Genomic DNA, 25414 nt, shown 5'->3' on the forward strand with positions numbered 1-25414 from the left:
CAAAAATCCCAAACTCCTAGTTGGAATTTGGGATTTGAAAGTTCTTATTTCAGTTTAAAAGGAATTTATCCCTTCACACTTGCAGCTAAATATTCACGATTCATACGTGCAATATTCTCTAAAGAGATTCCTTTTGGACATTCTACCTCACAAGCGCCAGTATTGGTACAGTTACCAAAACCTTCTAAATCCATTTGGCGAACCATGTTTTGAACACGGTCAGTGGCTTCAACCTGTCCTTGAGGAAGTAAAGCGAACTGAGATACTTTTGCCGAAGTAAACAGCATGGCACTCGCATTTTTGCATGCCGCTACACAAGCTCCACAACCAATACAGGCTGCAGCATAAAACGCATCGTCCGCGTTTGCCTTTTCTATAGGTATTGCATTTGCATCTATTGTGTTACCTGAAGTATTTACAGAAACGTAACCACCAGCTTGTTGAATACGGTCAAAAGCACTGCGATCCACAATCAAATCTTTGATGACAGGAAAAGCTTTAGCTCTAAACGGTTCAATTACAATGGTATCACCATCATTGAACTTACGCATGTGTAACTGGCAAGTGGTAACCAAACGGTCTGGACCATGAGGCTCTCCATTTATCTGTAACGAACAAGAACCGCAGATACCTTCACGACAATCGTGATCAAACTCTACAGGTTCCTCACCTTTAGCGATTAAGTCTTCGTTTAAGATGTCCAACATTTCTAAAAAAGACATATCGCCTTCCACACCATCAAGAGTGTACTCGGCCATTTTACCTTTTGAGTTGGCATCTTTTTGTCTCCAAATTTTTAAGTTTAACTTCATAGCTATTATTTATAGGAGCGTGTTTTTAATTCAATATTTTCGTACTTCAGGTTCTCTTTATGAAGCTTGGCATCTTTTGGTTCTCCCTTGTATTCCCAAGCAGAAACAAATTTGAAATTTTTATCGTCGCGTAAAGCTTCCCCTTCAGGAGTTTGGTATTCTTCCCTAAAGTGACCTCCACAAGATTCGTTTCTGGTTAAGGCATCTTTTGCAAACAACTCACCTAATTCTAGAAAATCTGCTACGCGGCCAGCTTTTTCTAGCTCTTGATTCTTGGCGTTGGTCTCTCCGGGGATTTTTACGTTTTCCCAGAAATCTTTACGAAGTTCAGAAATCTCTGCGATTGCTTCCTTTAATTCTTTTTCATTACGGGACATTCCACATTTGTTCCACATGATTTTACCTAATTTCTTATGGTAATAATCAACAGAATGCTCGCCTTTACCGGACATTAATTTTTCCATTCTATCCCGAACATCTTTTTCAGCAGCTTCAAACTCAGGAGAGTCGGTAGAAATGGGGCCGGTTCTAATATCATCAGATAGGTAATCTCCAATAGTATAAGGAAGTACAAAATATCCATCGGCTAAACCTTGCATTAAAGCAGAAGCTCCTAATCTGTTCGCACCGTGATCACTAAAATTAGCTTCACCTGCTGCATAACATCCTGGAATGGTTGTCTGTAAGTTATAATCAACCCAAAGTCCTCCCATAGTATAGTGTACTGCAGGATAAATCATCATTGGCGTTTTATACGGATTTTCATCTACGATTTTCTCGTACATCTGAAAAAGGTTTCCGTATTTAGCTTCAATAATTTCCTCTCCCAATTTAATTATGGTAGCTTCATTGGCATTTTTCATACCAGAGGTAAGTGCTTTCTCTTTTCCGTAACGTTTGATTGCCGCTGAGAAATCCAAATACACTGCTTCACCAGTTTTATTAACACCAAAACCGGCATCGCAACGTTCTTTTGCGGCACGCGAAGCAACATCACGAGGCACAAGATTTCCAAAAGCAGGATATCTCCGTTCCAAATAGTAGTCGCGTTCTTCTTCAGAAAGCTGTGTAGGTTTTAATTTACCCTCTCTAATTGCAACAGCATCCTCTTTTCGTTTTGGCACCCAGATACGACCATCGTTACGTAACGACTCTGACATCAATGTTAATTTGGATTGATGGTCCCCTGAAACAGGGATACAGGTAGGGTGAATTTGCGTAAAGCAAGGATTCGCCATAAAGGCCCCTCTGCGGTGTGCCCGCCATGCGGCCATCACATTACTGCCCATTGCATTGGTAGATAAAAAGAAAACGTTCCCGTAACCACCGGTTGCCAATACCACTGCATGTGCCGAATGCCTCTGAATTTCACCTGTAACTAAATCACGAGCTATGATACCACGGGCTTTGCCATCAACCAAAACCAGATCCATCATTTCATGACGATTGTACGGCTTTATTTTTCCTCTATTGATTTGACGGTTCATGGCTGAGTAAGCACCCAATAAAAGTTGTTGTCCCGTCTGTCCTTTTGCGTAAAATGTTCTTGAAACCAAAACTCCACCAAAAGAACGGTTGTCCAATAGCCCTCCATATTCTCGGGCAAAAGGAACACCTTGCGCTACACATTGATCGATAATATTAACGGATTCTTGCGCCAAACGATATACGTTGGCTTCTCTAGAGCGGTAATCGCCACCTTTAATTGTATCGTAAAATAATCGGTATGGACTATCGCCATCACCTTGATAGTTTTTTGCTGCATTAATACCTCCTTGAGCGGCGATAGAGTGAGCGCGCCTTGGAGAATCTTGGTAACAAAATGTTTTTACGTTGTAGCCAAGTTCGGCAAGTGTTGCAGCAGCAGAGCCTCCTGCTAAACCAGTCCCTACAACGATAACATCAATGTTTCTTTTGTTAGCAGGGTTAACAAGGTTTATTTCATTTTTATGTTTGGTCCATTTTTCGGCCAATGGGCCTTGAGGAACTTTAGAATCCAATACTCCCATAATTAATGTGTTATTGGGTTAAGGTGGTGGTAAAGGGCAATAAAAGCAAAGCCCAAAGGAATGGCCACCGCAAATATTTTAGCGAATTTTTTTATGGCAGGAGTGTATTTGTTGTTTAACCCCATGCTTTGAAATGAGGATGCAAAACCATGCCATAAGTGAAGACTTAAGAGTACAAAAGAAATTACATATAGCACTGTTCTCCAGAATGGGGCAAATTTCTCAACAGTTTCTTCATAATAACGAGTTGGGTTCTCAGGCAATACATCAACATACTTATAACTCATTTCATGAACCCAAAAATCATACATGTGTAAACCAAGAAAAGCTAAGACCACAAGACCAGAATAAATCATATTTCTAGAAACCCATGGCGCATTGGCACTTCCTTTATACTTTACATAACCTATACCTCTGGCTTTACGGTTTTGTAACTCCAAAACAAACCCCATTATAAAATGAATGATGACCCCAGCAATTAAAATGGGCTGTAATATGAATTGTACTAGCGGGTTATACCCCATAAAATGGGACCAAGTATTAAAAGTTTCGGGGTCAATAACAGAGGTGATATTGATGGTAAAATGTTGTGCTAAGAAAAACACAAGAAAGAGACCGGAAAGTGCCATCACCACTTTTCTGGCCAACGAAGATTTTATCAATCCACTCATCAGTGTTGGTTTTAACTACAAATTTACGGCACAGCCAAGTTTTTAACAAGTTTTCAAAAGCTTAACCCTTCTTATTTAGAAGCGTTATAAGCTAAAAGCGAAAACGTTTGATTTAGAGCTTTAAAATTTGGGTTTATGTCCAAAAAAGTTTAACAAAATAGCTTTGGCTTAATTTTAAAATTACTCAGCAATAGTAAAAATTCTATTTTTTTGCCCGATATTGAAATCGTTATATTTAATTTTCTATAACTAACTATGGATATTGCTCTGCTGTCGGTAAGTTTAAATGTTCATTCAACCAGAAGGATTGCAGAAGAAGCTGAGAAGCTGGGGCATTATGTAGAACTTATTGACCATACCAAATGCTCGGTAAAGCTTGGTGATGGAAAGCCTAAAATCTTTTTAGGCGAAGAAGATGTAACCAATGAGTTTGATGCTATAATTCCTAGAATTGGTACAAAAGTTACTAGACATGGTGCTGCCATAGTTAAGCAATTTGAAATGAACGGTGTCTTTAGTACAGCACGTTCTTTAGGGATTACAAGGGCAAGAAACAAGGTGCGTACAATGCAAATAATGGCTCGAAAAGGAATTCCGATCCCCGAAACCTTGTTTTCCATAAACCCCAATAATATTGGTGAACAAATTCGCATTTTGGGAGGAGCTCCGGTAATCATTAAAATTCAAGAAGGCACTCAGGGAATGGGTGTGATATTAGCTGAAAGCAAAAAGTCTGCTAAGTCCATTATAGACACCTTTTATAAAATGGATACCAGTATCCTGTTGCAGCGTTATGTTGAAGAGGCAAATGGCGAAGATATTCGAATTATTGTTGTTGGTAATAAGGTGGTGGCCAGCATGAAACGTACCAGCGAAATAGATGAATTTAGATCTAACGTACATAGGGGTGGAAATACAGAAGCCGTTGACATTACCCAACGGGAAAAATACATTGCCTTAAACGCGACAAAATATTTAGGCTTAGGAGTCTCCGGAGTAGATTTAATGCGATCCAAAAATGGGCCTGTGTTATTAGAAGTTAATGCTTCACCAGGATTAAAAGGTATAGAAGGAGCGACAGGCATAAATGTTGCCAAGCACATTATTCAATTTGTAGAAAAGAATGCTTTCAGAAGACGAAAATAAGGTTATAAAAATCAATGGGGATGAAATAAGACCAGGGCAACATAAACTGGTAAAAATCAATATTTCCAGATTGCCAACCGGTACTTTGATAGATATTCCAATCCATGTTTTTAATGCTAAAAAGCCAGGCCCTACGATTTTGCTACAGGCAGGTTTGCATGGTGACGAAATAAATGGAGTAGAGACACTGCGAAGGATGCTCGAAAACAACGATTTTAAGATTGAAAGAGGAGCTGTAATTGTTGTCCCTATCTTAAATATTTTTGGTTTTATTCATTTTTCAAGAGATGTACCAGATGGAAAAGATGTAAACAGAAGTTTCCCTGGAAGGAAAACAGGGTCACTTGCTAGCAGAATAGCCTATCATTATACAAATGAAATATTACCTCAAATTGATTTTGGTATCGACTTACATACTGGGGGAGGGCAGCGTCATAATTATCCACAAGTACGGTATACTGGTGATGATGAAATCAGTAAAGATTTAGCTAAAATTTTTAATGCTCCAATTTATTTTCCTTCACGATTAATCTCTGGGTCATTTAGAAAAACTGCCTTTAAATTACAGAAACCTATTATTGTTTACGAGGCAGGGGAGAGCATGCGTTTTGATGAGTTTGCCATGGATACCGCAATTGCTGGAATTAAAAATGTGCTTGCTGGCTATGGGATGCTCCAAGAAGATACCCAGACTAACAAAAACCCAACAATTTATTTAGAAAAGACAAGATGGGTGAGGGCTACCAGGGCTGGAATGTTTATCCCAAAGGTCAATAACGGAGAGGCAATTACCAAAGGGCAAATATTAGGATTGGTCACAGACACTGTCGCCAAAAAAAGTAACAAGATTAAGTCACCTATAGATGGACACTTATTCTGCGTAAATCATCAAGCAGTGGTAAACCAAGGAGATGCTCTATTTCATATAGGAAAATAACTTAATTCTCCATATTCTTTAACTGAATCCCCAAGGCTTTAGTTGACAATTGCACTTCTATCAAGGAAAGAATTAATGAAACCATTAAAAAGACCAAACTAATTCCAAAAATGACGTTTGCCCAAATAGTAAGTTCTACATAAACCAAAAACATGGTAACAGCTGCTAAAAGAAAACTTACGATTGCTGTGGCTTGCATATTTTTAATAATATCCAATCGCTTTCTTAATTGTTCTATTTGCTTTTTGAGTGGAGCCGTTGCATCATTTGAATATTGACCATGCAATTGACGGATAAGTGCTGCAATCGCCAAATAACGGGCATTATAGGCCAGCATCGTTAAAGAAATCGCTGGGAAAAGTAGCGCGGGAATACTTAGAGTTAGTTGCATTTATTCAATCTCAAATTCAACGTTTTCTTCTGCTCCATTCCCAGAAATTTCGACAATATATTTTCCTTTTGGCAAATAGGTCTTACCATCTTTAGCTTCGGTTAATTTCATTTTATTTTTTTTAAGGAAGTTTCGTTTTCCTTCTTTGGTAAAGGCCACATCATATGATAAAATATTGAGTCCTTTTACAGCTTCCATTTGGGTAGTACTTACTTCAGTTCCGTTTGCAGTCTTAACCGTCGCTGTAGATGTTCCAGGTTTTGAGCAATAGAAAGTAACATCCAATCCTGGGGTTTGTGGTTTGGCCCAACTGCTCCAACTGCTTCCCCATCTTTTGGAATGTTTAATGTTATCAATCCCAAAAACATGTAAATCATCAGCCATGATTTCAGCATTCATTTTTTGAAGCTTAGAAATATCTGCCTTATAAATACTACGTCCATGGGTGCCCACCAACAAATGTTTTGCCTCTGATTGTATTACCAAATCGTGAACCGCAACATTGGGCATTCCGTTTTGAAACAATTCCCAAGAATCTCCTTGATTAAAGGAAACATAGAGCCCATTATCCGTACCTGCAAAAATTAGGTTTTCATTTTCCGTATCCTCTACTAATGCATTAACTGGTGAAGTTGGAATATTGCCTGAGATATTTTTCCAAGTATTTCCATAGTCATTACTCATGTATACATAAGGAGTAAAATCATCAAAGCGATAGCCGTTTAACGTGGCATAAACACGTTCTTTTTTATGCTTGGAAGCAGCAACTTCACTTATCCATAAATTTTTTGGAAAAGGCGAGGAAACATTCTCCCAACTACCTCCTGCATTTTGGGATACATGTACCAATCCGTCATCACTCCCTGTATACAACAATCCAAACTTAAATGGAGATTCTGAAATTGTAGTTAATGTTCCATAGGCCACATTGCCCTTTTTACTGCCTTGGGTCAAGTCCTCAGAAATGGTTTCCCAATCATCACCTTGGTTTAAAGAACGGTGCAATTTGTTTCCACCTAAATATAAAATATCTTGGTTGTGGGATGACAATAAAATTGGCGTCTGCCAATTGAAACGATAAGGGGCTTCCCCTAATTCATGCTTTGGTTGAATTCGTTTTTGTTTATCGTTTTCTAAATCTAATCGGTAGTAGTTCCCAAACTGAAATCCCGTATAAACGATGTTTGAATTTCGATTATCAATCTGTACCTGCATACCGTCGCCACCCAATATCATCTGCCATGGATTTTTACCGGATTGCTGCCATCGGTTATTTTCTTCGTTGTTATGAGCACCTTTCCAAACACCATTATCCTGTAAACCACCATAAACATTATAGGGTTTTTCATGGTCAACATTAATGGCATAAAATTGACCAACAGTGGGAGAGTTGTTCTTCATCCAAGTACCTCCATCGTCGTAAGTAATATTTACACCGCCATCATTTCCATTGATTAAATGCCCTGGTCTTTCAGGATTTACCCAAAGTGCATGGTGGTCAGCATGAACGTTTTCCTTACCTATGGAAGTAAAGGTGTTTCCTCCATCTTCAGACATAATTAGGGGCACGCCAGCCAAATAGATCTTGTCTTTGTTGGATGGGTCTACGCGCACTTGTGCAAAGTAATAGCCGTAACTATAAAAGAGGTCATCTATATAATCATCGTTCATTTTTTTCCAAGTCTTTCCAGCATCATCACTTCTATATACTTCTGCGCCAATCACGGGCGTATCAAATAAAGCGGAATTTGCATTTTCCAAATACTTAGCCAAATCGGCAGGTTGTACGGCCCCATCGCGAACCATGTTTTTTACATTTTCTGCACGGTATTTCTCTTGAAAGCCATTTGTCTTTAAATAGGTATTTAACTTTTTGTTGTCCAAAGCCAACAGCGCTTCTTTGGTCATAGTTTTAAAATCATCTTTTTCCAATTCATCAGAAGACTTTTTCTTTTTTTCATCAGCTACTCGTCTGAACTGACTGTCATGAACAGCATAAACTGTATTGTCATCAAATACTGCAAGCCCAATTCGGCCAACTCCTTCACCCGTGGGAAATCCACTTTCTGCAGTGGTTGCCAATTTCCAAGTATTGCCGCCATCTATACTTTTATAAATACCAGAACTGGGACCGTTGCCTGTAAAATTCCATGCTTTTCTGTCTTTTTGCCAAGCAGCTGCATATTGAACATTGAAATTGGTTGGGGAACAAGCCACATCGATTATTCCAGTTTCATCATTGACAAATAATGTTTTGTTCCAAGACTTTCCACCATCAGTGGTTTTGTAAACCCCACGTTCTTGATTTTTGGAGTAGAGATGACCGGTTACGCCAACTACAACTTCATCAGGATTATTAGGATTTAAGATAATTCTACCAATATGATGTGAATCTTTGAGACCCATGTTCTCCCAGGATTTTCCCTTATTGGTTGATTTTAAAATACCAATCCCGGCATACGATGAGCGAGAAGAATTGTTTTCACCAGTACCCACCCAGATAATATTATTTTTCCAATCTATTGCAATTTCACCAATGTTCTGAGTGTCTGAGTTGTCCAATATAGGTTCAAAAGAAATTCCGTTAGAAGTAGTGTGCCATAGCCCTCCAGAGGCATAAGCTACATAAAACTCAGTTGGGTTGTTAGGATTTACCTCCAAATCTACCACACGGCCACTCATTACAGATGGACCAATATTTTGTAGTGGAATATTTTTGACCAAAGAATTTTTGGCCATCTCTGCTTTTTGGTTCAGTGCTTTTTCGACCTCAGCTTCCGATGTAGCGGTTTTTTGTGAAAAACCGAATTGAACTATAAGAAAAGAAAAAAGAAATACAAATTGTCTCATTTTGGGTTGGGTTTAATTTCATGTGGAAGGTATGAATAACTGTTCGTTACATCAAACAGTAATTCCTATAATAAAACGCCATTTAAATTTATAATTTGATAATTATTGATATAATTTTTTGCGATTATCGTTAAAATACTGTTTATTTAATGTCAAGTAACCATTAAAACTATAAATATGGAAGAGTATTTACCGTTAATTATTCAGCTCGTTTCCGGAGCAGTTGGCGGAAACTTAGCAGGTAAATTATTACCAAAATTGAATTTGGGTACCCTTGGAAATTCTATTTCTGGAATTTTAGGTGGGGGATTAGGTGGCTACCTTTTGGGGATGCTCGGCTTGGCTGGTGATGGAGGAATGGATGTTGCAGGAATTTTAGGAAGTGTCGCTGGTGGAGGCGTTGGTGGCGGAGTCATCATGGCTATCGTTGGAGCCATTAAAGGAGCCATGTCAAAATAACTAGATAACTACCAACTTAAACTTGGGGGCCTTAGGGCCCTTTTTTTGTGCCCTATATTGTAATTGCTACATTTGGGGAAATAGATATTTAAATGAAGTACGAGCAAATTCCAAATTCTTTATTTGTAAAAAATCGCAAAAAGTTCATGGCACAAATGAAGCCAAAGAGTATAGCTGTTTTTAATTCTAATGATGTTTATCCCATTAGTGCAGATTCCACTATGCCTTTTGAGCAGCATCGCGATATTTTTTACTTAAGTGGTGCTGATCAAGAGGAAACAATTTTGGTTTTGTTCCCAGATGCGATGGATAAAAAACACCGCGAAGTACTTTTTGTTCGTGAAACAAATGAACATATCGCAATTTGGGAAGGTGAAAAACTAACTAAGGAGAGAGCAACGGAGGTATCAGGAATACAGACTATTTACTGGCTTTCAGATTTTGACAAAGTCTTTTTTGACTTAATGACCGAAGTAGATACCATCTATTTTAATACCAATGAGCATTACCGCCAAGCGGTAGAAACACAAACAAGGGAAGACCGTTTTATTAAAAAATGTAAGCAAGATTTCCCTGCGCATCAATGGGCAAAAAGCTTCACAATCTTACAGCAAATTAGGGGAGTAAAAGAGCCAGAAGAAATAGAGTTGATGCAAACAGCTTGTAATATTACGGAAAAGGGCTTTCGTAGGTTATTAGGCTTTATTAAGCCAGGTGTTTGGGAGTATGAGATTGAGGCAGAGCTTTTGCACGAATTTATTCGAAACCGGTCCAAAGGATTTGCCTACACACCTATTATTGCTTCTGGGAACAATGCGAATGTGCTTCATTATATTGAGAACAACCAGCAATGTAAAGATGGTGACCTAATTCTAATGGATGTAGCTGCAGAGTACGCGAATTACTCGAGTGATTTGTCTAGAACGGTTCCTGTAAGCGGAAGATTTACTAAGCGCCAAAAAGAAGTTTATAATGCAGTTCTTCGCGTAAAAAGTGAAGCCACAAAACTATTGGTGCCTGGAACACTTTGGGCGGAATATCATAAGGAGTGCGGTAAACTTATGACTTCAGAATTGCTAGGCTTAGGGTTATTGGACAAAGCTGATGTGAAAAATGAAAACCCAGAATGGCCTGCCTATAAAAACTACTTTATGCATGGTACTAGCCACCACATTGGATTGAACACCCATGATTATGGTGAGCTAAAAACCCCCATGAAAGCCAATATGGTCTTTACCGTAGAACCAGGAATTTACATTCCCGATGAAGGTTTTGGTATTCGTATTGAGGATGATGTTGTTATCCAAGAAAAAGGAGAACCTTTTAATTTAATGGCAAATATTCCTATTGAAGCAGGTGAGATAGAGGAGTTGATGAATTGATAGTAATCAGTTTGTAGAAATAAGCGGTCGAATGTAGATGAGAAATCTAAAACCCTAGCTTTCTTTTTCCGCAGCTTTCTTTGTGAGATTAACAACTAGAAAAGCCACCAAAGCAGGCAACACCCAGCCCATTTGAAATTTACTTAAAGGAATCCATTTGGAGATTCCCGAAATATACTCCCCCAATCCTATACTGCCTAAAAAATCGGGAACGCTAAAAAGTATGGTTGTTAGAACTACCCAACGGAAAACAGCTTCAGAAGCATACTTTTTTGGGACCACGTTAAGGAGAATCAATATAATGGTAATTGGATAAATAAACATTAATGCAGGTACCGCAACTGCAATAATGTAGTGCACATCAAACTGGCCCATTAGAACACCAAGCAGACAGCCAATGATAGCCGTGATCAGGTAGGCATTTTTAGAAGTTGTAAACTGCCCTTTAACAAAATCCGCTGTCCCAGTAACAATGCCCACAGCTGTTGTAAAACAGGCAAGACTTACAAGAATACTTAAGAATAGGTTGGCAGTACTGCCCAATGTTTTTAAACTTATCCCGCTTAACAATGCTGTACGGCCAGTATTTATATCAAATTGTTGGTGCATTAATGCTCCCGTGATAATGAGACCTGTGTAGATTAAAAACAACCCTAACCCAGCCATCCATCCAGCTTTGGCAATCAATGCTTTTTTAGCTTCATAATTAGCTTTAGTTTGCTTTAAATTAATGGAGATTATGATAACACCACCCACCACTACGGCACCAATGGCATCAAAAGTTTGATAACCTTCAAGAATTCCATTGGAAAAAGGACTGGGGAATTGGTTTTCCCCAAAATTGAAATCAAAACCAAAAAGCGCAGTTCCCACAATGGCCAGTAGAATTATAATAATAGCCGGAGTCAACAGCTTACCAATAATATTTAAAATCTTAGAACGATTTATAACGAACAAAAAGACCAAAACAAAATATATAATACTGGTCAAAAGTGAAGGAGAATCAAAGAAAGGCTGTATGCCCATTTCGTGTGTTACCGATGCTGTTCTGGGAGAGGGTAAACTTATGGATATAGCATAAACAATGTAGCAATAAATCAAGCTAAAAGATGGAGATACTTTTTTGGCAAAATCGAACATAGTTCCTTGCAATTTTGCATGGGCCAAGATTCCTAAAATTGGAATTAAAACTGCAGAAACACAAAAACCAAGAGCCACTAACCACCATGCTTCCCCAGCTTTAAAACCAAGTTGAGGTGGTAGAATAAGATTGCCTGCGCCAAAAAACAAAGAGAAAAGTGCGAAAGCTACTACAATAGTGACTTTTTTCTGATTCATGTGTCTAATTTATTGGTCAAGATAAGTCAAAATTGTATATTGTTTTTCGTGTTGATTATCGATGATTTTTAACACTTAATCGATGCATTTCATCGAAAAGTCTAATTGTCAACCTAATACATATACTAAAAAGTGATATCGTTTCGTTCGATATATACAAGGTGGTTAATCTATCTTGTCCAAAAGCAACAAAAAATCAAATAATAACCATGCATTTTCGGTCCCCAAATCGATATGCCAAATTACGCTGACCCCGGCTTATGAAAAAAACTACTACCCCCGAAGGCAATAAATTAACCGGTATTTTTTGCAACATTTTTGGGCACCATTATACGGTCTCAAAAAGAGTCACACAACATATCAAAGAGTACAAGTGCCTTCACTGTCAAAAACAAGTTACTACGGATGAACGCGGAAAACTTTCTGCATTAACTCCAATAATGCAAGAGATTAACAAGACCTTGGAAGAAATGTACCAAAAGCGTAATCGCAGGTCTGTACGTAGACAAGTAGCTTAAGAAGCATTAAAACTGCTCCAACCCTGTGCTGTAATAGGTATCTTGGTATTGTTACGTGCAACTAAATGTGCGCCCTCACTTAGCTGGGCCATGTGACCAATGACTGTTAGGTTTGGATTTCCCTTAATTTTGTCAAAATCCTTTTGTGCAATCGTGAAAAGCAGTTCGTAATCTTCGCCTCCACTTAAAGTAATCATTGTACTGTCCATTTTAAATTCTTCCGAAGCTGAAATTACTGTTGGGTCTAACGGAATTTTTTCTTCATACAAATTACAACCAATATTACTTTGCTCACATAAATGCAAAATTTCTGAGGACAATCCGTCACTAATATCAATCATAGCTGTAGGTAGTACTTCTAACTTTTCTAGTATTTCAACAATATCTTTCCGAGCTTCAGGTTTTAACTGTCGTTCAATTAAATAGGAATAGGGCTCAAGATCAGGTTGGTTTTTCGGATTAACTTTAAAGACCTCTTTTTCACGCTCCAATATTTGCAAGCCTAAATAGGCACCTCCCAAATCTCCGGTCACCACTAATAAATCATTCTCCTTTGCACCAGAGCGGTAAACTATTTTTTCTTCGTCAGCTACTCCCAAAGCAGTAATGCTAATCAACATACCTTTGGTTGATGAGGTAGTGTCGCCACCCACTAAATCAACGCCGTAAACCTTACAAGCAGTTGCAACTCCAGCATAGAATTCCTCCAAAGCTTCTAATGGGAAGCGGTTTGATACTGCAATTGAAACTGTAATTTGAGTCGCTGTGGCATTCATCGCATAGATGTCTGAAAGGTTTACGATAACAGACTTATAGCCCAAGTGTTTTAAAGGCATATAACTCAAATCAAAGTGAACTCCCTCAACCAATAAATCAGTAGAAATGATTGTTTTTTTATTTGAAAAGTCCAGCACCGCAGCGTCGTCCCCAATACCTTTTAAGGTTGTTTTTTGAGTTAGCTGAAAATCTTTGGTCAAGTGCTTAATAAGTCCAAACTCACCTAATTCTTCTATGGATGTCCGTTGTTGGTTTTTATCTTCTAACATTTTGCAAAAGTAAGGAGTTAGCGGGACTTAAATGCATAAAAAAACTGGAGTTAATAGCTCCAGTTTTTAGTTTAATCAAATTAATGTAGTTGACAAATTATCCTATGGAATACCCATCTCTGTAGGTACGCTTTACATATTTGTTTGCAGCTTCAAAATTGGTCACTTTCATGTTTGCTGCATCCCACAACAAACGCTTTCTACCATAATATTGTTTTCCACCTCCCCAGAAACTTTGGTTTTCAACGCTTGGGTCTACTTCAAAATAAGCTTTTAGGGCAAGGTTTCCAATGAGAATACTTTCTGTAAAAGGCCCCGCATAATCAAATGATGAGCTTGTCTCTGCATTGCCATAACCTGCCATACATGCATTTACCCATTGCAAATAGTGGCCTTCGGGCACACGAGCTATGGTTTCTTCAACTTCAAATTGTTCATTTAATGTCAAAGGCAGTAACCTAGGGTTCGCACCATAACAATCCGCCATTAATTTTCCCTTGGTTCCAATGAACAGCACTCCACCATCCCAGTTTCCTAAAGCCTCATTATCACCCAATTCATCTGGTCTTTCTGGAAGAAGACCCCCATCCATCCAAGTAACTTTTATAGAACCTTTCCCATCTGTTCTTGGATATTTTAAATGTATCTTACTGGAGTTTGGAAAACTTTTAGGGTATTCTGCATATTGGAAATTACCACTAAAAGAATCTGAAACACTGCATTCTACTTGGTTGGGATATAAAATAGGCAAAATTCGATATACAGGGTCCATAATATGGCAAGCCATATCACCTAAAGCACCTGTTCCAAAATCTGACCATCCTCTCCAATCAAAAGGAAGATAAGCATCGTTATAATCTCGCATTTCAGCGGTACCCAACCAAAGATCCCAATTTAACTCTTTTGGTATTCTGTCTTTTTTTGTAGGGGTTTGTAAAGCTTGTGGCCAGATGGCACGGTTTGTCCAACACTTGACCGTATGAACATCGCCAATAATGCCCGTATCATAAATCTCCTTCATTTTACGTACGCCGTCACCAGAGCCACCTTGATTACCCATTTGGGTTACGACCTTAAATTTTTTGGCTGCCTCTGTCAACATTCTAGCTTCCCAGATATCGTGTGTAAGTGGTTTTTGAACATATACGTGTTTCCCCATTGCCATAGCTTGGTAAGCGGCGACAGCATGGTTATGGTCTGGGGTAGAAACAGAGACGGCATCAATATTACTTCCCTCTTTTTCCAACATTTCCCTAAAATCATGAAAATAGCTTGCTTTAGGAAAAGCTTCTCTAGACCGAACCGCTTGTCTATCATCAACATCACATAGCGAAACTATATTTACGTTTGGGCTTTCAGCAAAAGAAGTAAGATCGCTATGCCCTTTACCCCCTGCTCCAATGCCTGCAACATTAAGTTTGTCGCTGGGCGCAATATATCCTTGACCTCCTAAAACATGTCTGGGGACAATCATAAAACCAGTGGCTGCTATTCCTGTATTTTTTAGAAATTTTCTTCGAGAGCTTTTGTGGAATTTTTTCTTTTTATTGGGCATGGGTCAATACTATTTTTATGAGTTTAAATCAAGGTTTCAAGTTAATTCAATTATTTGACTTTCAAAAAATGGATTTCCTAAATTTTAAGGAACGAATTTTGCATTTACTATCTTTGATAGAATACTTAAAGTTTCACTGCTATGAAACAGATATGCCTACTTGCACTATTTTCCATTTTATTTGCTTGTTCATCTAATGGTGATGATTCAACAGCCATAGATATTTTAAATCCAAACCCTGACACTGAAAACCCGGTTGAACCTCAATCTGGCATCATTCCCTGTGAAAACGGGATGGCCGGAGACTTTGCTTGTAATGGTTATGATTTGTTGGCTAGGGTTACCTTGACACAACTTTCAGCTGCTTCAGCAAACGATATTTGGGGATGGACAGATAGTAGTACTGATAAAGAATATGCTTTGGTTGGCTTAAACAACGGAACCGCCTTTGTTGATATTACGGACGATGAAAACCCAATTTATTTGGGAAAGCTCCCTTCGGCAAGTGGGCCCAGTCCATGGCGTGATGTCAAGGTTTACCAAGATTATGCATTTATTGTAGCTGAAGCTTCAGGACATGGAATGCAAATATTTGATTTAACCAAACTTCGCAATGTGACCAATCCACCGCAGACCTTTGCTGCTGACCAACGATTCACAGGTATTGGAAATGCTCACAACGTAGTTATTAATGAATCTATGGGTTTTGCTTATCCCGTGGGAACAGCTAGAAACGATGCATTTAACGGTGGAGTTCATTTTATAGATATCCAAGACCCGTTGAATCCTGTTGGGGCCGGGGGTTATGGAACTAATGGATATAGCCACGATGCCCAAGTTGTCTCTTATGCCGGCCCAGATTCAGATTATATAGGAAGTGAAATTTTTATTGGATCTAATGAAGATCAAATTGCTATTGTTGATATTACAGATAAAGCTAATCCAACCGAAATTTCTACTTTAAATTATAGTCAGTTAGGATATACCCATCAAGGATGGTTTACGGAGGACCAGCGCTATTTTCTTTTAGGGGACGAATTGGATGAACGCGATTTTGGTTTCCGCTCAAGAACGCTTGTGTTTGACTTGCAAGATTTGGACAATCCAGTTTTGCATACAACATACACTGGACCAACACCTGCAATAGATCATAATGGATATGTACTTGGAGATGAATTTTTCCTTGCTAACTATACTGCTGGACTAAGAGTTCTGGACATATCCCAAATAGGAAACGAAGTAATCACTGAAAAAGCTTTTTTTGACACATTCCCTTCCAATGATGCTACAAGTTTTGATGGAGTATGGAGTGTTTATCCATACTTAGAAAGCGGTAAGATTTTAGTGAATGATATTAATACTGGCTTGTTCATTATTAAAAAATCAAACTAAAAGTGTCTCTTGGCTATGAAGAAGATTCTTTACATACTGATTTTATTCACATTTTTTGCATGTGAAAAAGGTAAATATCGCTTAGAAGACTTAGAAAGTGTAAAACAAATTGCCTGGGTCAAAAATTTTGGTGGTTCAGGGGATGATTCCCCAAGGGCGATAATCCAAACTTCAGATGGAGGGTTTGCTGTTTTTGGTTTTACCAACAGTACAGATGGCGATTTATCAAATAAAACACTTGGCGTAAATGATTATTGGTTGCTAAAACTAGATATGGATGGAAATATCCAATGGCAAAAAACCTACGGTGGAAGTAATGATGATCGTGGTCAGCAGGTAATACAGACCGCGGATGGAGGTTACGCTATAACTGGTTATGCCATGAGTGATGATGGTGATGGCAGTAATAACCAAGGATTTCATGATAATTGGGTATTAAGACTAGATACTTTTGGTGAGATTTTATGGGAGAAAAGCTTTGGTTTTTCTGGTCATGACCACTCCTATGATATTGTGGAAACCCCGGATGGAGGTTTGTTCTTTTCGGGGTTTTTGGATGTTACTTCTTCGAATGGAGAGGGAAGTACCGATAAATCTTCAGGATTGACAAGACATGGCGTTGGGGAATTTTGGGGAACTAGACTAGATGCTGATGGTAATATTCTTTGGCGGAAATTTTTTGGCGGGTCTAACAACGACCGTTCATTTGGAGTTATAAATGCAAATGATGGAGGTTTCATTCTTTCAGGGGCTTCGGAAAGTGATGATTTTGATATTTCCAACCCCAAAGGGAGTTACGATTTTTGGGTAGTAAAAGTGGATAAGAATGGCAATTTTGAATGGGAAAATTCTTTTGGTGGTTCTGGAATAGACCAGTCTTATGACATCACAAGAACTGCTGATGGGAATTATGTATTGGTGGGTAATACGTTTAGCTCAGACACCCAGGTTACCAAGAATAATGGGGAGTCGGACATTTGGCTTATAAAAATCAATGATGACGGAGAACTTATTTGGCAACATAGTTATGGCGGTAGTAGTTTTGATGCAGCACATTCTGTAAGTCTAACTTCCAATGGAGGATTTATAATTTCCGGTAATTCCAGAAGTTCGGACAAAGATGCCACAGTAAACCAAGGTGAGAATGATTTTTGGATGCTGACTACAGATCAAAACGGAAAAATTTTAAATGAATTTTCTATTGGTGGAACAGACTTGGACTTTGCTTATGATGCTGTAGAGGCAAATGACGGTGGTATAGTATTAGTTGGGGAAACAGCCAGCAGTAACTTTCCCAAAATAGGCCATAATGGAGGCATGGACTTGGTCGTTCTTAAAATCAATTAGCCAGGACCACTTTCTTATAGAAAACCCTTATCAAATTATTCGTTATTATAATGTTAGGAAATAGGTAAAAACCCTACTTATAGCCTATATTTGTATGCTATTTAGATTAAATCTAGTTAATTATGATTCAAGTATCAGAAACAGCAAAACAAAAAGTCATTAATCTAATGACAGAAGAGGGTTTTGATGCTACTACAGATTATGTTCGAGTAGGGGTAAAAAGTGGCGGATGTAGTGGTCTTTCTTACGAATTGGATTTTGATAATAAAATGGAAGAAACCGATAAGGTTTTTGAAGACAACGATGTACGCATTATTGTAGATAAAAAAAGCTTCTTATACCTAGTAGGTACTACTTTGGAATATTCAGGCGGATTAAACGGAAAAGGCTTTGTATTCAATAATCCCAATGCCCAAAGAACTTGTGGTTGTGGCGAGAGTTTTTCATTATAAAGAGACATTAAAAGATGGCATATACTGAAGAAGAATTAAAAAAAGAATTAGAGACCAAAGAGTACGAATATGGTTTCTATACCAATATTGAGTCTGATACTTTCCCCAAAGGATTGAACGCGGACATCGTTCGGGCTATCTCTAAAAAGAAGAACGAACCGGAATGGATGACGGAGTGGCGTTTAGAGGCCTTTCGTATTTGGGAAAAGATGGAAGAGCCAGAATGGGCAAATGTGCGTTATGAAAAACCAGATTTTCAGGCCATAAGTTATTATTCAGCTCCAAAAAAAGCAGACCCAAATAAGACTTTGGATGATGTAGATCCAGAGTTGTTAGAAATGTATAAAAAACTAGGTATTTCGGTTGATGAGCAAAAACGCTTGCAAAACGTTGCCGTGGATATTGTGGTGGATTCCGTTTCTGTAGCAACTACTTTTCAAAAGACATTAGCTGAAAAGGGAATAATTTTTATGCCTATTTCCGAAGCAATTCAAGAACATCCAGAATTGGTTAAGAAATATATGGGAACTGTTGTGCCTAAGACGGATAATTTTTATGCTGCATTAAATTCAGCTGTGTTTACGGACGGTTCTTTCTGCTATATTCCAAAAGGGATAAAATGCCCCATGGAATTGTCCACTTATTTTAGAATTAACGAAGGAGGCACGGGGCAGTTTGAGCGTACCTTGGTAATTGCAGATGAAAGTAGTTATGTAAGTTATCTAGAGGGTTGCACGGCACCATCGCGAGATGAAAATCAATTACATGCAGCAGTGGTAGAATTGATTGCTTTGGATGACGCAGAGATAAAATATTCCACTGTACAAAATTGGTTTCCAGGAAATGCTGAAGGTAAAGGAGGAGTTTATAATTTCGTAACCAAAAGAGGTATTTGTGAAAAGAATTCTAAAATTTCTTGGACACAGGTTGAAACAGGCTCTGCAGTTACTTGGAAATATCCTTCTTGTATTTTGAAAGGAAATAATTCTGTTGGAGAGTTTTATTCCATTGCGGTAACCAACAACTTCCAACAAGCGGATACTGGAACTAAAATGATTCATTTAGGGAAAAACACTAAGAGTACCATTATCTCAAAAGGTATTTCCGCAGGAAAATCACAGAATAGCTATAGAGGTTTGGTTCAAATTGGTTCTAGAGCAGAGAATGCCCGTAACTTCTCGCAATGTGATTCTTTGTTAATGGGGAACGAATGTGGAGCGCACACTTTTCCATACATAGAGGCCAAAAATAAATCGGCTCAAATAGAGCATGAGGCAACCACCAGTAAAATTGGGGAAGACCAAATTTTTTATTGTAACCAAAGGGGTATTGATACCGAGAAAGCAATAGCATTAATTGTAAATGGTTTTAGCAAAGAGGTATTAAACAAGTTGCCCATGGAGTTTGCTGTAGAAGCTCAAAAGCTATTGGAAATAAGCTTAGAAGGTTCCGTAGGATAATTGTAAATGTCACACTGAGCTTGTCGAAGTGTAATTGAGAACAAAAATTTAGAAAATGAAGAAACTACTATTCACTTTAGCACTCGCAATCACTTTTGTTTCCTGTAAGGAGATAAAAAAGGAGGCTGAGGAAGCTATTGTAAAATCAGAAAAGCCAGCTGTAAAGCTATATACTTTTAGTGGTGGTACGGTAATGGTAAATAATTTAGAGCTGTTCTCTCAAGATACTACTTATCAAGGGCAAAGTAAAGAATTTGCAGATCCCTTTTATGTGGTAAGTCATCCAAAAGGAAATTTAATGTGGGATGCGGGACTTCCAGAAGGTCTTATTGCATCTCCGGAACCAATTACACCTCCAGGTGGAGCTTTTACTATTTCAAGAAAAGATTCCGTTGTAAATCAACTAGAAAGTATTGGAATGACTGTTGAAGACATTGACTATATCGCATTATCGCATAGTCATTTTGATCACAGTGGTCATGCCAATATGCTTAAGAATGCTATATGGTTAGTTCAAGGAGCAGAATATGATATGATTACCAGTGATGAAATAAAGAATGGTGAAAATGCCGGATTATATGAAGCAATAAAAGAGCTTACCAATGTTAAAAGATTAGATGGAGATTATGATGTTTTTGGTGATGGTAGTGTTTTAATAAAAGCAATGCCAGGCCATACACCAGGGCATCAAGTTTTGTATTTAGATTTAGCAGAAAATGGTCCAACCCTGTTAACAGGAGACTTATATCATTTATACGAAAATAGAGAACACAAACGAGTTCCTATTTTCAATTTTGATGTGGAACAAACACTAAAAAGTATGGATGCTTTTGAAGCTTTTGCAGAAGAAAAAAATGCTAAAGTGTATTTACAGCACCAAAAAGAGGATTTCGATAAAATGCCAAAGGCACCAAAATATTTAAATTAAGAGACGATGTTGAAAATTAATAATCTACACGCCCAAGTAGAGGATAAGGAAATACTAAGAGGGATAAACTTAGAAGTAAAAGCAGGTGAAGTGCATGCTATAATGGGACCAAATGGTTCTGGTAAAAGTACATTGGCATCTGTAATAGCTGGTAAAGAAGAATTTGAAGTTACTAAGGGTTCTGTTGAATTAAATGGAGAAGATTTAGAAGAAGTAGCTCCAGAAGAAAGAGCGCACAAAGGGGTCTTTCTTTCGTTTCAATATCCTGTGGAGATTCCAGGTGTTTCGGTAACCAACTTCATGAAAACGGCAATTAACGAATCTAGAAAAGCAAGAGGCTTAGAAGATATGCCAGCAAAGGATATGTTGAAGATGATTCGTGAAAAATCTGAGCTATTGGAAATAGATAGAAAGTTTTTATCCCGTTCTCTAAACGAAGGTTTTTCAGGAGGGGAGAAAAAGCGTAATGAGATTTTTCAAATGGCAATGTTAGAGCCAAAAGTCGCTATTTTGGACGAAACCGATTCTGGTTTGGATATTGATGCTTTACGCATTGTTGCCAATGGGGTTAACAAATTAAAAAGTAATGACAATGCGGTAATTGTAATCACACACTACCAGAGACTTTTAGATTATATAGTTCCAGATTTTGTACATGTTTTACATAATGGTAAAATAGTAAAGTCGGGAGGAAAGGAATTGGCGATGGAGCTTGAAGAAAAAGGATATGATTGGATTAAGAACGAAGCTGTAGTTTAAAATGGATTTAAAAGATAAATTGATTTCTTCTTTTATGGCCTTTGAGGATAACGTGGACGTGGAACACCCCGTTCATGATATTCGTACAGAAGCAATAAAGAATTTTGAAACAAAAGGCTTTCCTAGTAAAAAAGAAGAGGCTTGGAAATATACTTCTTTAAACAATCTTCAAAAGATTGACTTTAGCATTTTTCCAAAGCAAGAAAATGCTCTGGAATATAAAGATGTTAAGCGCTATTTTTTACATGAGATAGACACCTACAAGATTGTTTTTATAGATGGTATTTACAGTTCTTTTTTATCTGAAACAACGCATGATGGCGTAGATATTTGTCTAATGAGTTCTGCGTTGACAAAGCCTATGTACAAACAAATCATCGATGTATACTTTAACAAAGTAGCCTCAAAAGATGAATCTTTGACTACGTTGAATACTGCATTTAGTAGAGAAGGTGCTTATATCTATATTCCAAAAAACAAGATGCCTAAAAAGCCTGTTGAGATTTTAAATTTTGCAACCGGTAATGAAGCTTCTTTAATGTTACAACCTAGAAATCTGGTTATTGTTGAGGAGAATGCCGAAGTACAAATTATAGAGCGTCATCAAAGTCTCACTGCAAATGAAGTGCTAACTAATTCCGTAACGGAGATTTTTGCGGCTGAAAGCGCTATCGTAGACTATTATAAAATTCAAAACGATGCTGGTACAGCTTCTTTAATAGATAATACCTATATCAATCAGAAAAGTAAAAGTAACGTAAGTGTTCATACGTTTTCTTTTGGTGGAAAGCTGACCCGTAATAATCTCAACTTCTTCCAGAATGGGGAGTACATGGATTCTACAATGAAAGGGGTCACCATTTTAGGAGAGAAACAACATGTAGACCATCACACTTTGGTGCATCATATTGAACCTAACTGTGAAAGCCATCAGGATTACAAGGGAATCTATGGTGAGAATTCTACAGGGGTTTTTAATGGTAAGATTATCGTAGACAAGATTGCCCAAAAAACAAATGCATTTCAGCAAAACAACAACATTTTAGTAAGTGATAAAGCAACCATAAATACAAAACCGCAATTAGAGATTTTTGCGGATGATGTAAAATGCTCACATGGTTGTACCATTGGTCAGTTAGATGAAGATGCCTTGTTTTATTTGCAGTCTCGTGGAATTCCTAAGAAAGAAGCAAGGGCACTTTTAATGTACGCATTTGCTAATAATGTCTTGGAGAGTGTGCGTATTCCTGAATTAAAAGGCAGAATTAATAAATTGATTGCTAAAAAACTTGGAGTCAATTTAGGGTTTGATTTATAAACACCCTTCAGCAAGTAAGAAGCTAAAACATGCTTAAGACGACATCCTTAGACGTAAATACTATTCGAAAAGACTTTCCTATCCTTAATCGTGAGGTCAACGGAAAATCCTTGGTATATCTTGATAATGCTGCAACATCTCAAACACCACAACAGGTGATAGATGTGATTGTGGATTATTACCAGAATTACAATGCAAATATCCATAGAGGCGTACATGCTTTGTCACAAGAAGCTACAGATAAATATGAGGAAGCACGTCTAAAGATTCAAAAGCATTTTAATGCTTCAAAATCACATGAGATTATATTTACCTCAGGTACGACCCATAGCATTAATATTGTTGCGAATGGTTTTTCATCACTAATTAAAAAAGGAGATGAAATATTGGTTTCTGCCATGGAACACCATTCCAATATTGTGCCATGGCAAATGCTATGCGAGCGAACTGGAGCAGAGCTAAAAGTAATTCCCATGAATCAAGATGGGGAGTTGCTAATGGATGTGTATGCAGAATTACTTTCCAATAAAACCAAACTGGTTTTTTGTAACCATATTTCCAATGCTTTAGGTACTATAAATCCAATTGAAGAAATCATAAAAAAAGCACACAAAATTGGTGCTGCAGTTTTGATTGATGGTGCCCAAGCTGCTCCACATTTAGTAGCGGATGTTCAAAAATTGGATGTCGATTTCTATACCATTTCCGCCCACAAAGTATGTGGACCAACCGGTGTGGGAATGTTATATGGAAAAGAAGAATGGCTTAAAAAACTCCCGCCTTACCAAGGTGGTGGGGAGATGATTGCCGAGGTAACTTTTGAGAAAACCACCTATGCGGATTTACCCCATAAGTTTGAAGCGGGTACGCCAAACATCTGTGGAGGAATCGCTTTCGGAGCTGCACTGGATTATATGAATTCTATAGGTTTTGATGAGATAGCAGCTTATGAGCATGAACTTTTAGAATATGCCACATCAGAATTACTAAAAATAGACGGACTAAAAATCTACGGAACAGCAAAAGAGAAAACTTCTGTAATTTCCTTTAATATTAAAGGGTTGCATCCGTATGACATTGGCAGTATTTTGGATAAATTGGGTGTTGCTGTCCGGACTGGTCATCATTGCGCACAACCTATTATGGACTTCTACCAAATTCCAGGAACAGTACGTGCTAGTTTTAGTTTTTATAATACCAAAGAAGAAGTAGATGTGCTAGTTGCCGGTGTGCAACGTGCAAAAGGCATGTTGCTATAGAGCTACTTAACATTTTGCCAATCTTTTGACTAGCACTCCATTGAATCGTATTTTTGCATAAACGGAATAAATGAATATTCAGGCTATACAAGAAGAAATCGTAGATGAGTTTTCCATGTTTGAGGATTGGATGCAGCGCTATGAGTATATGATAGATTTAGGAAAATCACTTCCTTTAATAGACGATCAGTACAAGACTGATGATAATATCATTAAAGGTTGCCAAAGCAAAGTTTGGGTTCATGCTGAATTGGATAAAGATAAATTGGTTTTTACAGCGGACAGCGACGCAATAATTACCAAAGGAATTATTGCTATACTTATTCGTGCTTTCAGCAATCAAAAACCTCAAGAGATTATTGATGCCAATACTGACTTTATAGATGAAATAGGTTTAAAAGAACACTTATCGCCAACAAGGGCTAACGGATTGGTAAGTATGATAAAGCAACTAAAATTGTATGCCGTTGCTTACCAAACACAATTAAATTAAAATGAACGAGGAAACAACAATAGATACAGCCGAACTAGGTGAAAAAATAGTTAGGGTTTTAAAGACAATTTATGATCCAGAGATTCCAGTGGATATATACGAGTTGGGATTAATCTACGATGTCTTTATCAATGAAGATTATGATGCTAAAATTCTGATGACATTGACCTCGCCTAACTGCCCCGTTGCAGAATCTTTACCTGTAGAGATAGAAGAAAAAGTAAAATCCTTGGATGAATTAAAAGATGTTGAGGTCGAGATTACTTTTGACCCGCCCTGGACACAAGAGTTAATGAGTGAAGAAGCTAAATTAGAGTTAGGCTTGTTATAATATGGCTGATGAAATAATAAATAGAGTTGCCCAGAGCAAATTAGTCACTTTTGATTTAGAAGAGCTTTATCCGGAAGGCAAACGTATTTTGTTCGATGTAAAGGATTGGCTTTATGAAGAGTTGATTCTTAGGGAAAAAGAATTTAGAGCTTTTGTTGAAAATCATGATTGGGAGCAATATCAAGATAACTATGTAGCATTAACCTGCTCTAGTGATGCCATTATTCCTGGCTGGGCCTATATGCTTATTTCATCAAGGCTTAGTCTTTATGCTAAAAAGATAATTGTAGGAAACCTAGAAGAATTAGAATCTTCAATATATCTGCCTATTATTTCTAATCTAGATGTCTCTGAATTTAAGGACAAGCCAGTTATTATTAAAGGATGTTCAAATAAGCCAGTTCCACAAAATGCTTATATCATGGCAATAGCTCGAATACAAGACGTTGCTAAAAGTGTAATGTACGGTGAGGCTTGTTCTTCCGTTCCACTTTTTAAGAGAAAGTAAGTCGTTACCTAAAAAGATTGTGACAATTCTTACTTTTGCGTTTCTAATGAACA

Annotated in this window: 24 protein-coding genes; 16 read left to right on the forward strand and 8 right to left on the reverse strand. The window is 37.8% G+C overall.

Annotated elements, in window-relative coordinates; translation table 11 throughout:
* Nucleotides 1-65: 65 nt before the first annotated feature.
* Genes AACP56_RS07295 through AACP56_RS07305 form a run of 3 tightly spaced genes read right to left on the reverse strand, consistent with a single transcriptional unit; the run spans nucleotide 66 to nucleotide 3492 of the window.
* Nucleotides 66-812, reverse strand: coding sequence for a succinate dehydrogenase/fumarate reductase iron-sulfur subunit (locus AACP56_RS07295; RefSeq protein ID WP_339335919.1), 747 nt, complete (start codon nucleotides 810-812; stop codon nucleotides 66-68).
* A 5-nt stretch (nucleotides 813-817) separates the two neighbouring features.
* Nucleotides 818-2821, reverse strand: a complete 2004-nt coding sequence (locus AACP56_RS07300) for a fumarate reductase/succinate dehydrogenase flavoprotein subunit (RefSeq protein ID WP_339335917.1) — start codon at nucleotides 2819-2821, stop codon at nucleotides 818-820.
* Between the two features lie 2 nt (nucleotides 2822-2823).
* Complete coding sequence (locus AACP56_RS07305; protein ID WP_339335915.1) at nucleotides 2824-3492, reverse strand: succinate dehydrogenase cytochrome b subunit; 669 nt, start codon at nucleotides 3490-3492, stop codon at nucleotides 2824-2826.
* 255 nt (nucleotides 3493-3747) lie between these two features.
* On the opposite strand from AACP56_RS07305, the gene AACP56_RS07310 reads away from it, so the two are divergent.
* Nucleotides 3748-4638, forward strand: coding sequence for a RimK family alpha-L-glutamate ligase (locus AACP56_RS07310; protein WP_339335913.1), 891 nt, complete (start codon nucleotides 3748-3750; stop codon nucleotides 4636-4638).
* On the forward strand, nucleotides 4616-5575 hold the full coding sequence (locus AACP56_RS07315; RefSeq protein WP_339335911.1) for a succinylglutamate desuccinylase/aspartoacylase family protein: 960 nt from the start codon (nucleotides 4616-4618) through the stop codon (nucleotides 5573-5575). The genes AACP56_RS07310 and AACP56_RS07315 overlap by 23 nt, the downstream gene beginning before the upstream one ends.
* A gap of 1 nt (nucleotide 5576) precedes the next feature.
* Here AACP56_RS07315 and AACP56_RS07320 read toward each other — a convergent pair whose 3' ends face one another.
* Both AACP56_RS07320 and AACP56_RS07325 read right to left on the reverse strand, forming a co-directional pair.
* Nucleotides 5577-5966 (reverse strand): DUF2721 domain-containing protein, encoded by a 390-nt coding sequence (locus AACP56_RS07320; protein WP_339335909.1) that lies wholly within the window; start codon nucleotides 5964-5966, stop codon nucleotides 5577-5579.
* The gene (locus AACP56_RS07325) at nucleotides 5967-8816 is read right to left on the reverse strand and encodes a glycosyl hydrolase (RefSeq protein ID WP_339335907.1); all 2850 of its coding nucleotides are present in this window, start codon (nucleotides 8814-8816) and stop codon (nucleotides 5967-5969) included.
* 177 nt (nucleotides 8817-8993) lie between these two features.
* On the opposite strand from AACP56_RS07325, the gene AACP56_RS07330 reads away from it, so the two are divergent.
* Both AACP56_RS07330 and AACP56_RS07335 read left to right on the forward strand, forming a co-directional pair.
* Nucleotides 8994-9275: a hypothetical protein gene (locus tag AACP56_RS07330; protein WP_339335904.1), complete on the forward strand. Its 282-nt coding sequence runs from the start codon at nucleotides 8994-8996 to the stop codon at nucleotides 9273-9275.
* A 92-nt stretch (nucleotides 9276-9367) separates the two neighbouring features.
* Complete coding sequence (locus AACP56_RS07335; RefSeq protein ID WP_339335902.1) at nucleotides 9368-10657, forward strand: aminopeptidase P family protein; 1290 nt, start codon at nucleotides 9368-9370, stop codon at nucleotides 10655-10657.
* Between the two features lie 54 nt (nucleotides 10658-10711).
* Here AACP56_RS07335 and brnQ read toward each other — a convergent pair whose 3' ends face one another.
* Entirely contained in the window at nucleotides 10712-11995 is a 1284-nt protein-coding gene (gene brnQ / locus AACP56_RS07340; RefSeq protein ID WP_339335900.1) for a branched-chain amino acid transport system II carrier protein, read from the reverse strand.
* Nucleotides 11996-12255: 260 nt separating this feature from the next.
* Here brnQ and AACP56_RS07345 point away from each other — a divergent pair, with 260 nt between their 5' ends.
* Entirely contained in the window at nucleotides 12256-12513 is a 258-nt protein-coding gene (locus AACP56_RS07345) for a hypothetical protein (protein ID WP_339335898.1), read from the forward strand.
* Here AACP56_RS07345 and thiL read toward each other — a convergent pair.
* A complete protein-coding gene (gene thiL, locus AACP56_RS07350) occupies nucleotides 12510-13559 on the reverse strand; it encodes a thiamine-phosphate kinase (protein WP_339335896.1) in 1050 nt (349 codons plus the stop codon). The genes AACP56_RS07345 and thiL overlap by 4 nt on opposite strands.
* 97 nt (nucleotides 13560-13656) lie before the next feature.
* On the reverse strand, nucleotides 13657-15114 hold the full coding sequence (locus AACP56_RS07355; RefSeq protein ID WP_339335894.1) for a Gfo/Idh/MocA family protein: 1458 nt from the start codon (nucleotides 15112-15114) through the stop codon (nucleotides 13657-13659).
* A gap of 141 nt (nucleotides 15115-15255) precedes the next feature.
* Here AACP56_RS07355 and AACP56_RS07360 point away from each other — a divergent pair, with 141 nt between their 5' ends.
* The 11 genes from AACP56_RS07360 (at nucleotide 15256) to AACP56_RS07410 (ending at nucleotide 25361) form a co-directional block, all read left to right on the forward strand.
* The gene (locus AACP56_RS07360; protein ID WP_339335892.1) at nucleotides 15256-16506 is read left to right on the forward strand and encodes a choice-of-anchor B family protein; all 1251 of its coding nucleotides are present in this window, start codon (nucleotides 15256-15258) and stop codon (nucleotides 16504-16506) included.
* A gap of 15 nt (nucleotides 16507-16521) precedes the next feature.
* A complete protein-coding gene (locus AACP56_RS07365) occupies nucleotides 16522-17853 on the forward strand; it encodes a hypothetical protein (protein ID WP_339335890.1) in 1332 nt (443 codons plus the stop codon).
* Between the two features lie 122 nt (nucleotides 17854-17975).
* A complete protein-coding gene (locus AACP56_RS07370) occupies nucleotides 17976-18305 on the forward strand; it encodes a HesB/IscA family protein (RefSeq protein WP_339335888.1) in 330 nt (109 codons plus the stop codon).
* Between the two features lie 14 nt (nucleotides 18306-18319).
* A complete protein-coding gene (sufB, locus tag AACP56_RS07375) occupies nucleotides 18320-19765 on the forward strand; it encodes a Fe-S cluster assembly protein SufB (protein ID WP_339335886.1) in 1446 nt (481 codons plus the stop codon).
* Nucleotides 19766-19820: 55 nt separating this feature from the next.
* Entirely contained in the window at nucleotides 19821-20693 is an 873-nt protein-coding gene (locus AACP56_RS07380; protein ID WP_339335884.1) for an N-acyl homoserine lactonase family protein, read from the forward strand.
* 6 nt (nucleotides 20694-20699) lie between these two features.
* Entirely contained in the window at nucleotides 20700-21452 is a 753-nt protein-coding gene (gene sufC / locus AACP56_RS07385) for a Fe-S cluster assembly ATPase SufC (protein ID WP_339335882.1), read from the forward strand.
* Between the two features lies 1 nt (nucleotide 21453).
* Complete coding sequence (sufD, locus tag AACP56_RS07390; protein WP_339335880.1) at nucleotides 21454-22770, forward strand: Fe-S cluster assembly protein SufD; 1317 nt, start codon at nucleotides 21454-21456, stop codon at nucleotides 22768-22770.
* 29 nt (nucleotides 22771-22799) lie between these two features.
* Nucleotides 22800-24029, forward strand: coding sequence for an aminotransferase class V-fold PLP-dependent enzyme (locus AACP56_RS07395; RefSeq protein WP_339335878.1), 1230 nt, complete (start codon nucleotides 22800-22802; stop codon nucleotides 24027-24029).
* Between the two features lie 70 nt (nucleotides 24030-24099).
* Nucleotides 24100-24522, forward strand: coding sequence for a SufE family protein (locus AACP56_RS07400; protein ID WP_339335876.1), 423 nt, complete (start codon nucleotides 24100-24102; stop codon nucleotides 24520-24522).
* 1 nt (nucleotide 24523) lies between these two features.
* On the forward strand, nucleotides 24524-24853 hold the full coding sequence (locus AACP56_RS07405) for an iron-sulfur cluster assembly protein (RefSeq protein WP_339335874.1): 330 nt from the start codon (nucleotides 24524-24526) through the stop codon (nucleotides 24851-24853).
* Between the two features lies 1 nt (nucleotide 24854).
* On the forward strand, nucleotides 24855-25361 hold the full coding sequence (locus AACP56_RS07410) for a DUF2480 family protein (RefSeq protein ID WP_339335872.1): 507 nt from the start codon (nucleotides 24855-24857) through the stop codon (nucleotides 25359-25361).
* Nucleotides 25362-25414: the final 53 nt, after the last annotated feature.

This window comes from Croceitalea sp. MTPC6, from assembly GCF_036985525.1.
Taxonomy (GTDB): domain Bacteria; phylum Bacteroidota; class Bacteroidia; order Flavobacteriales; family Flavobacteriaceae; genus Croceitalea.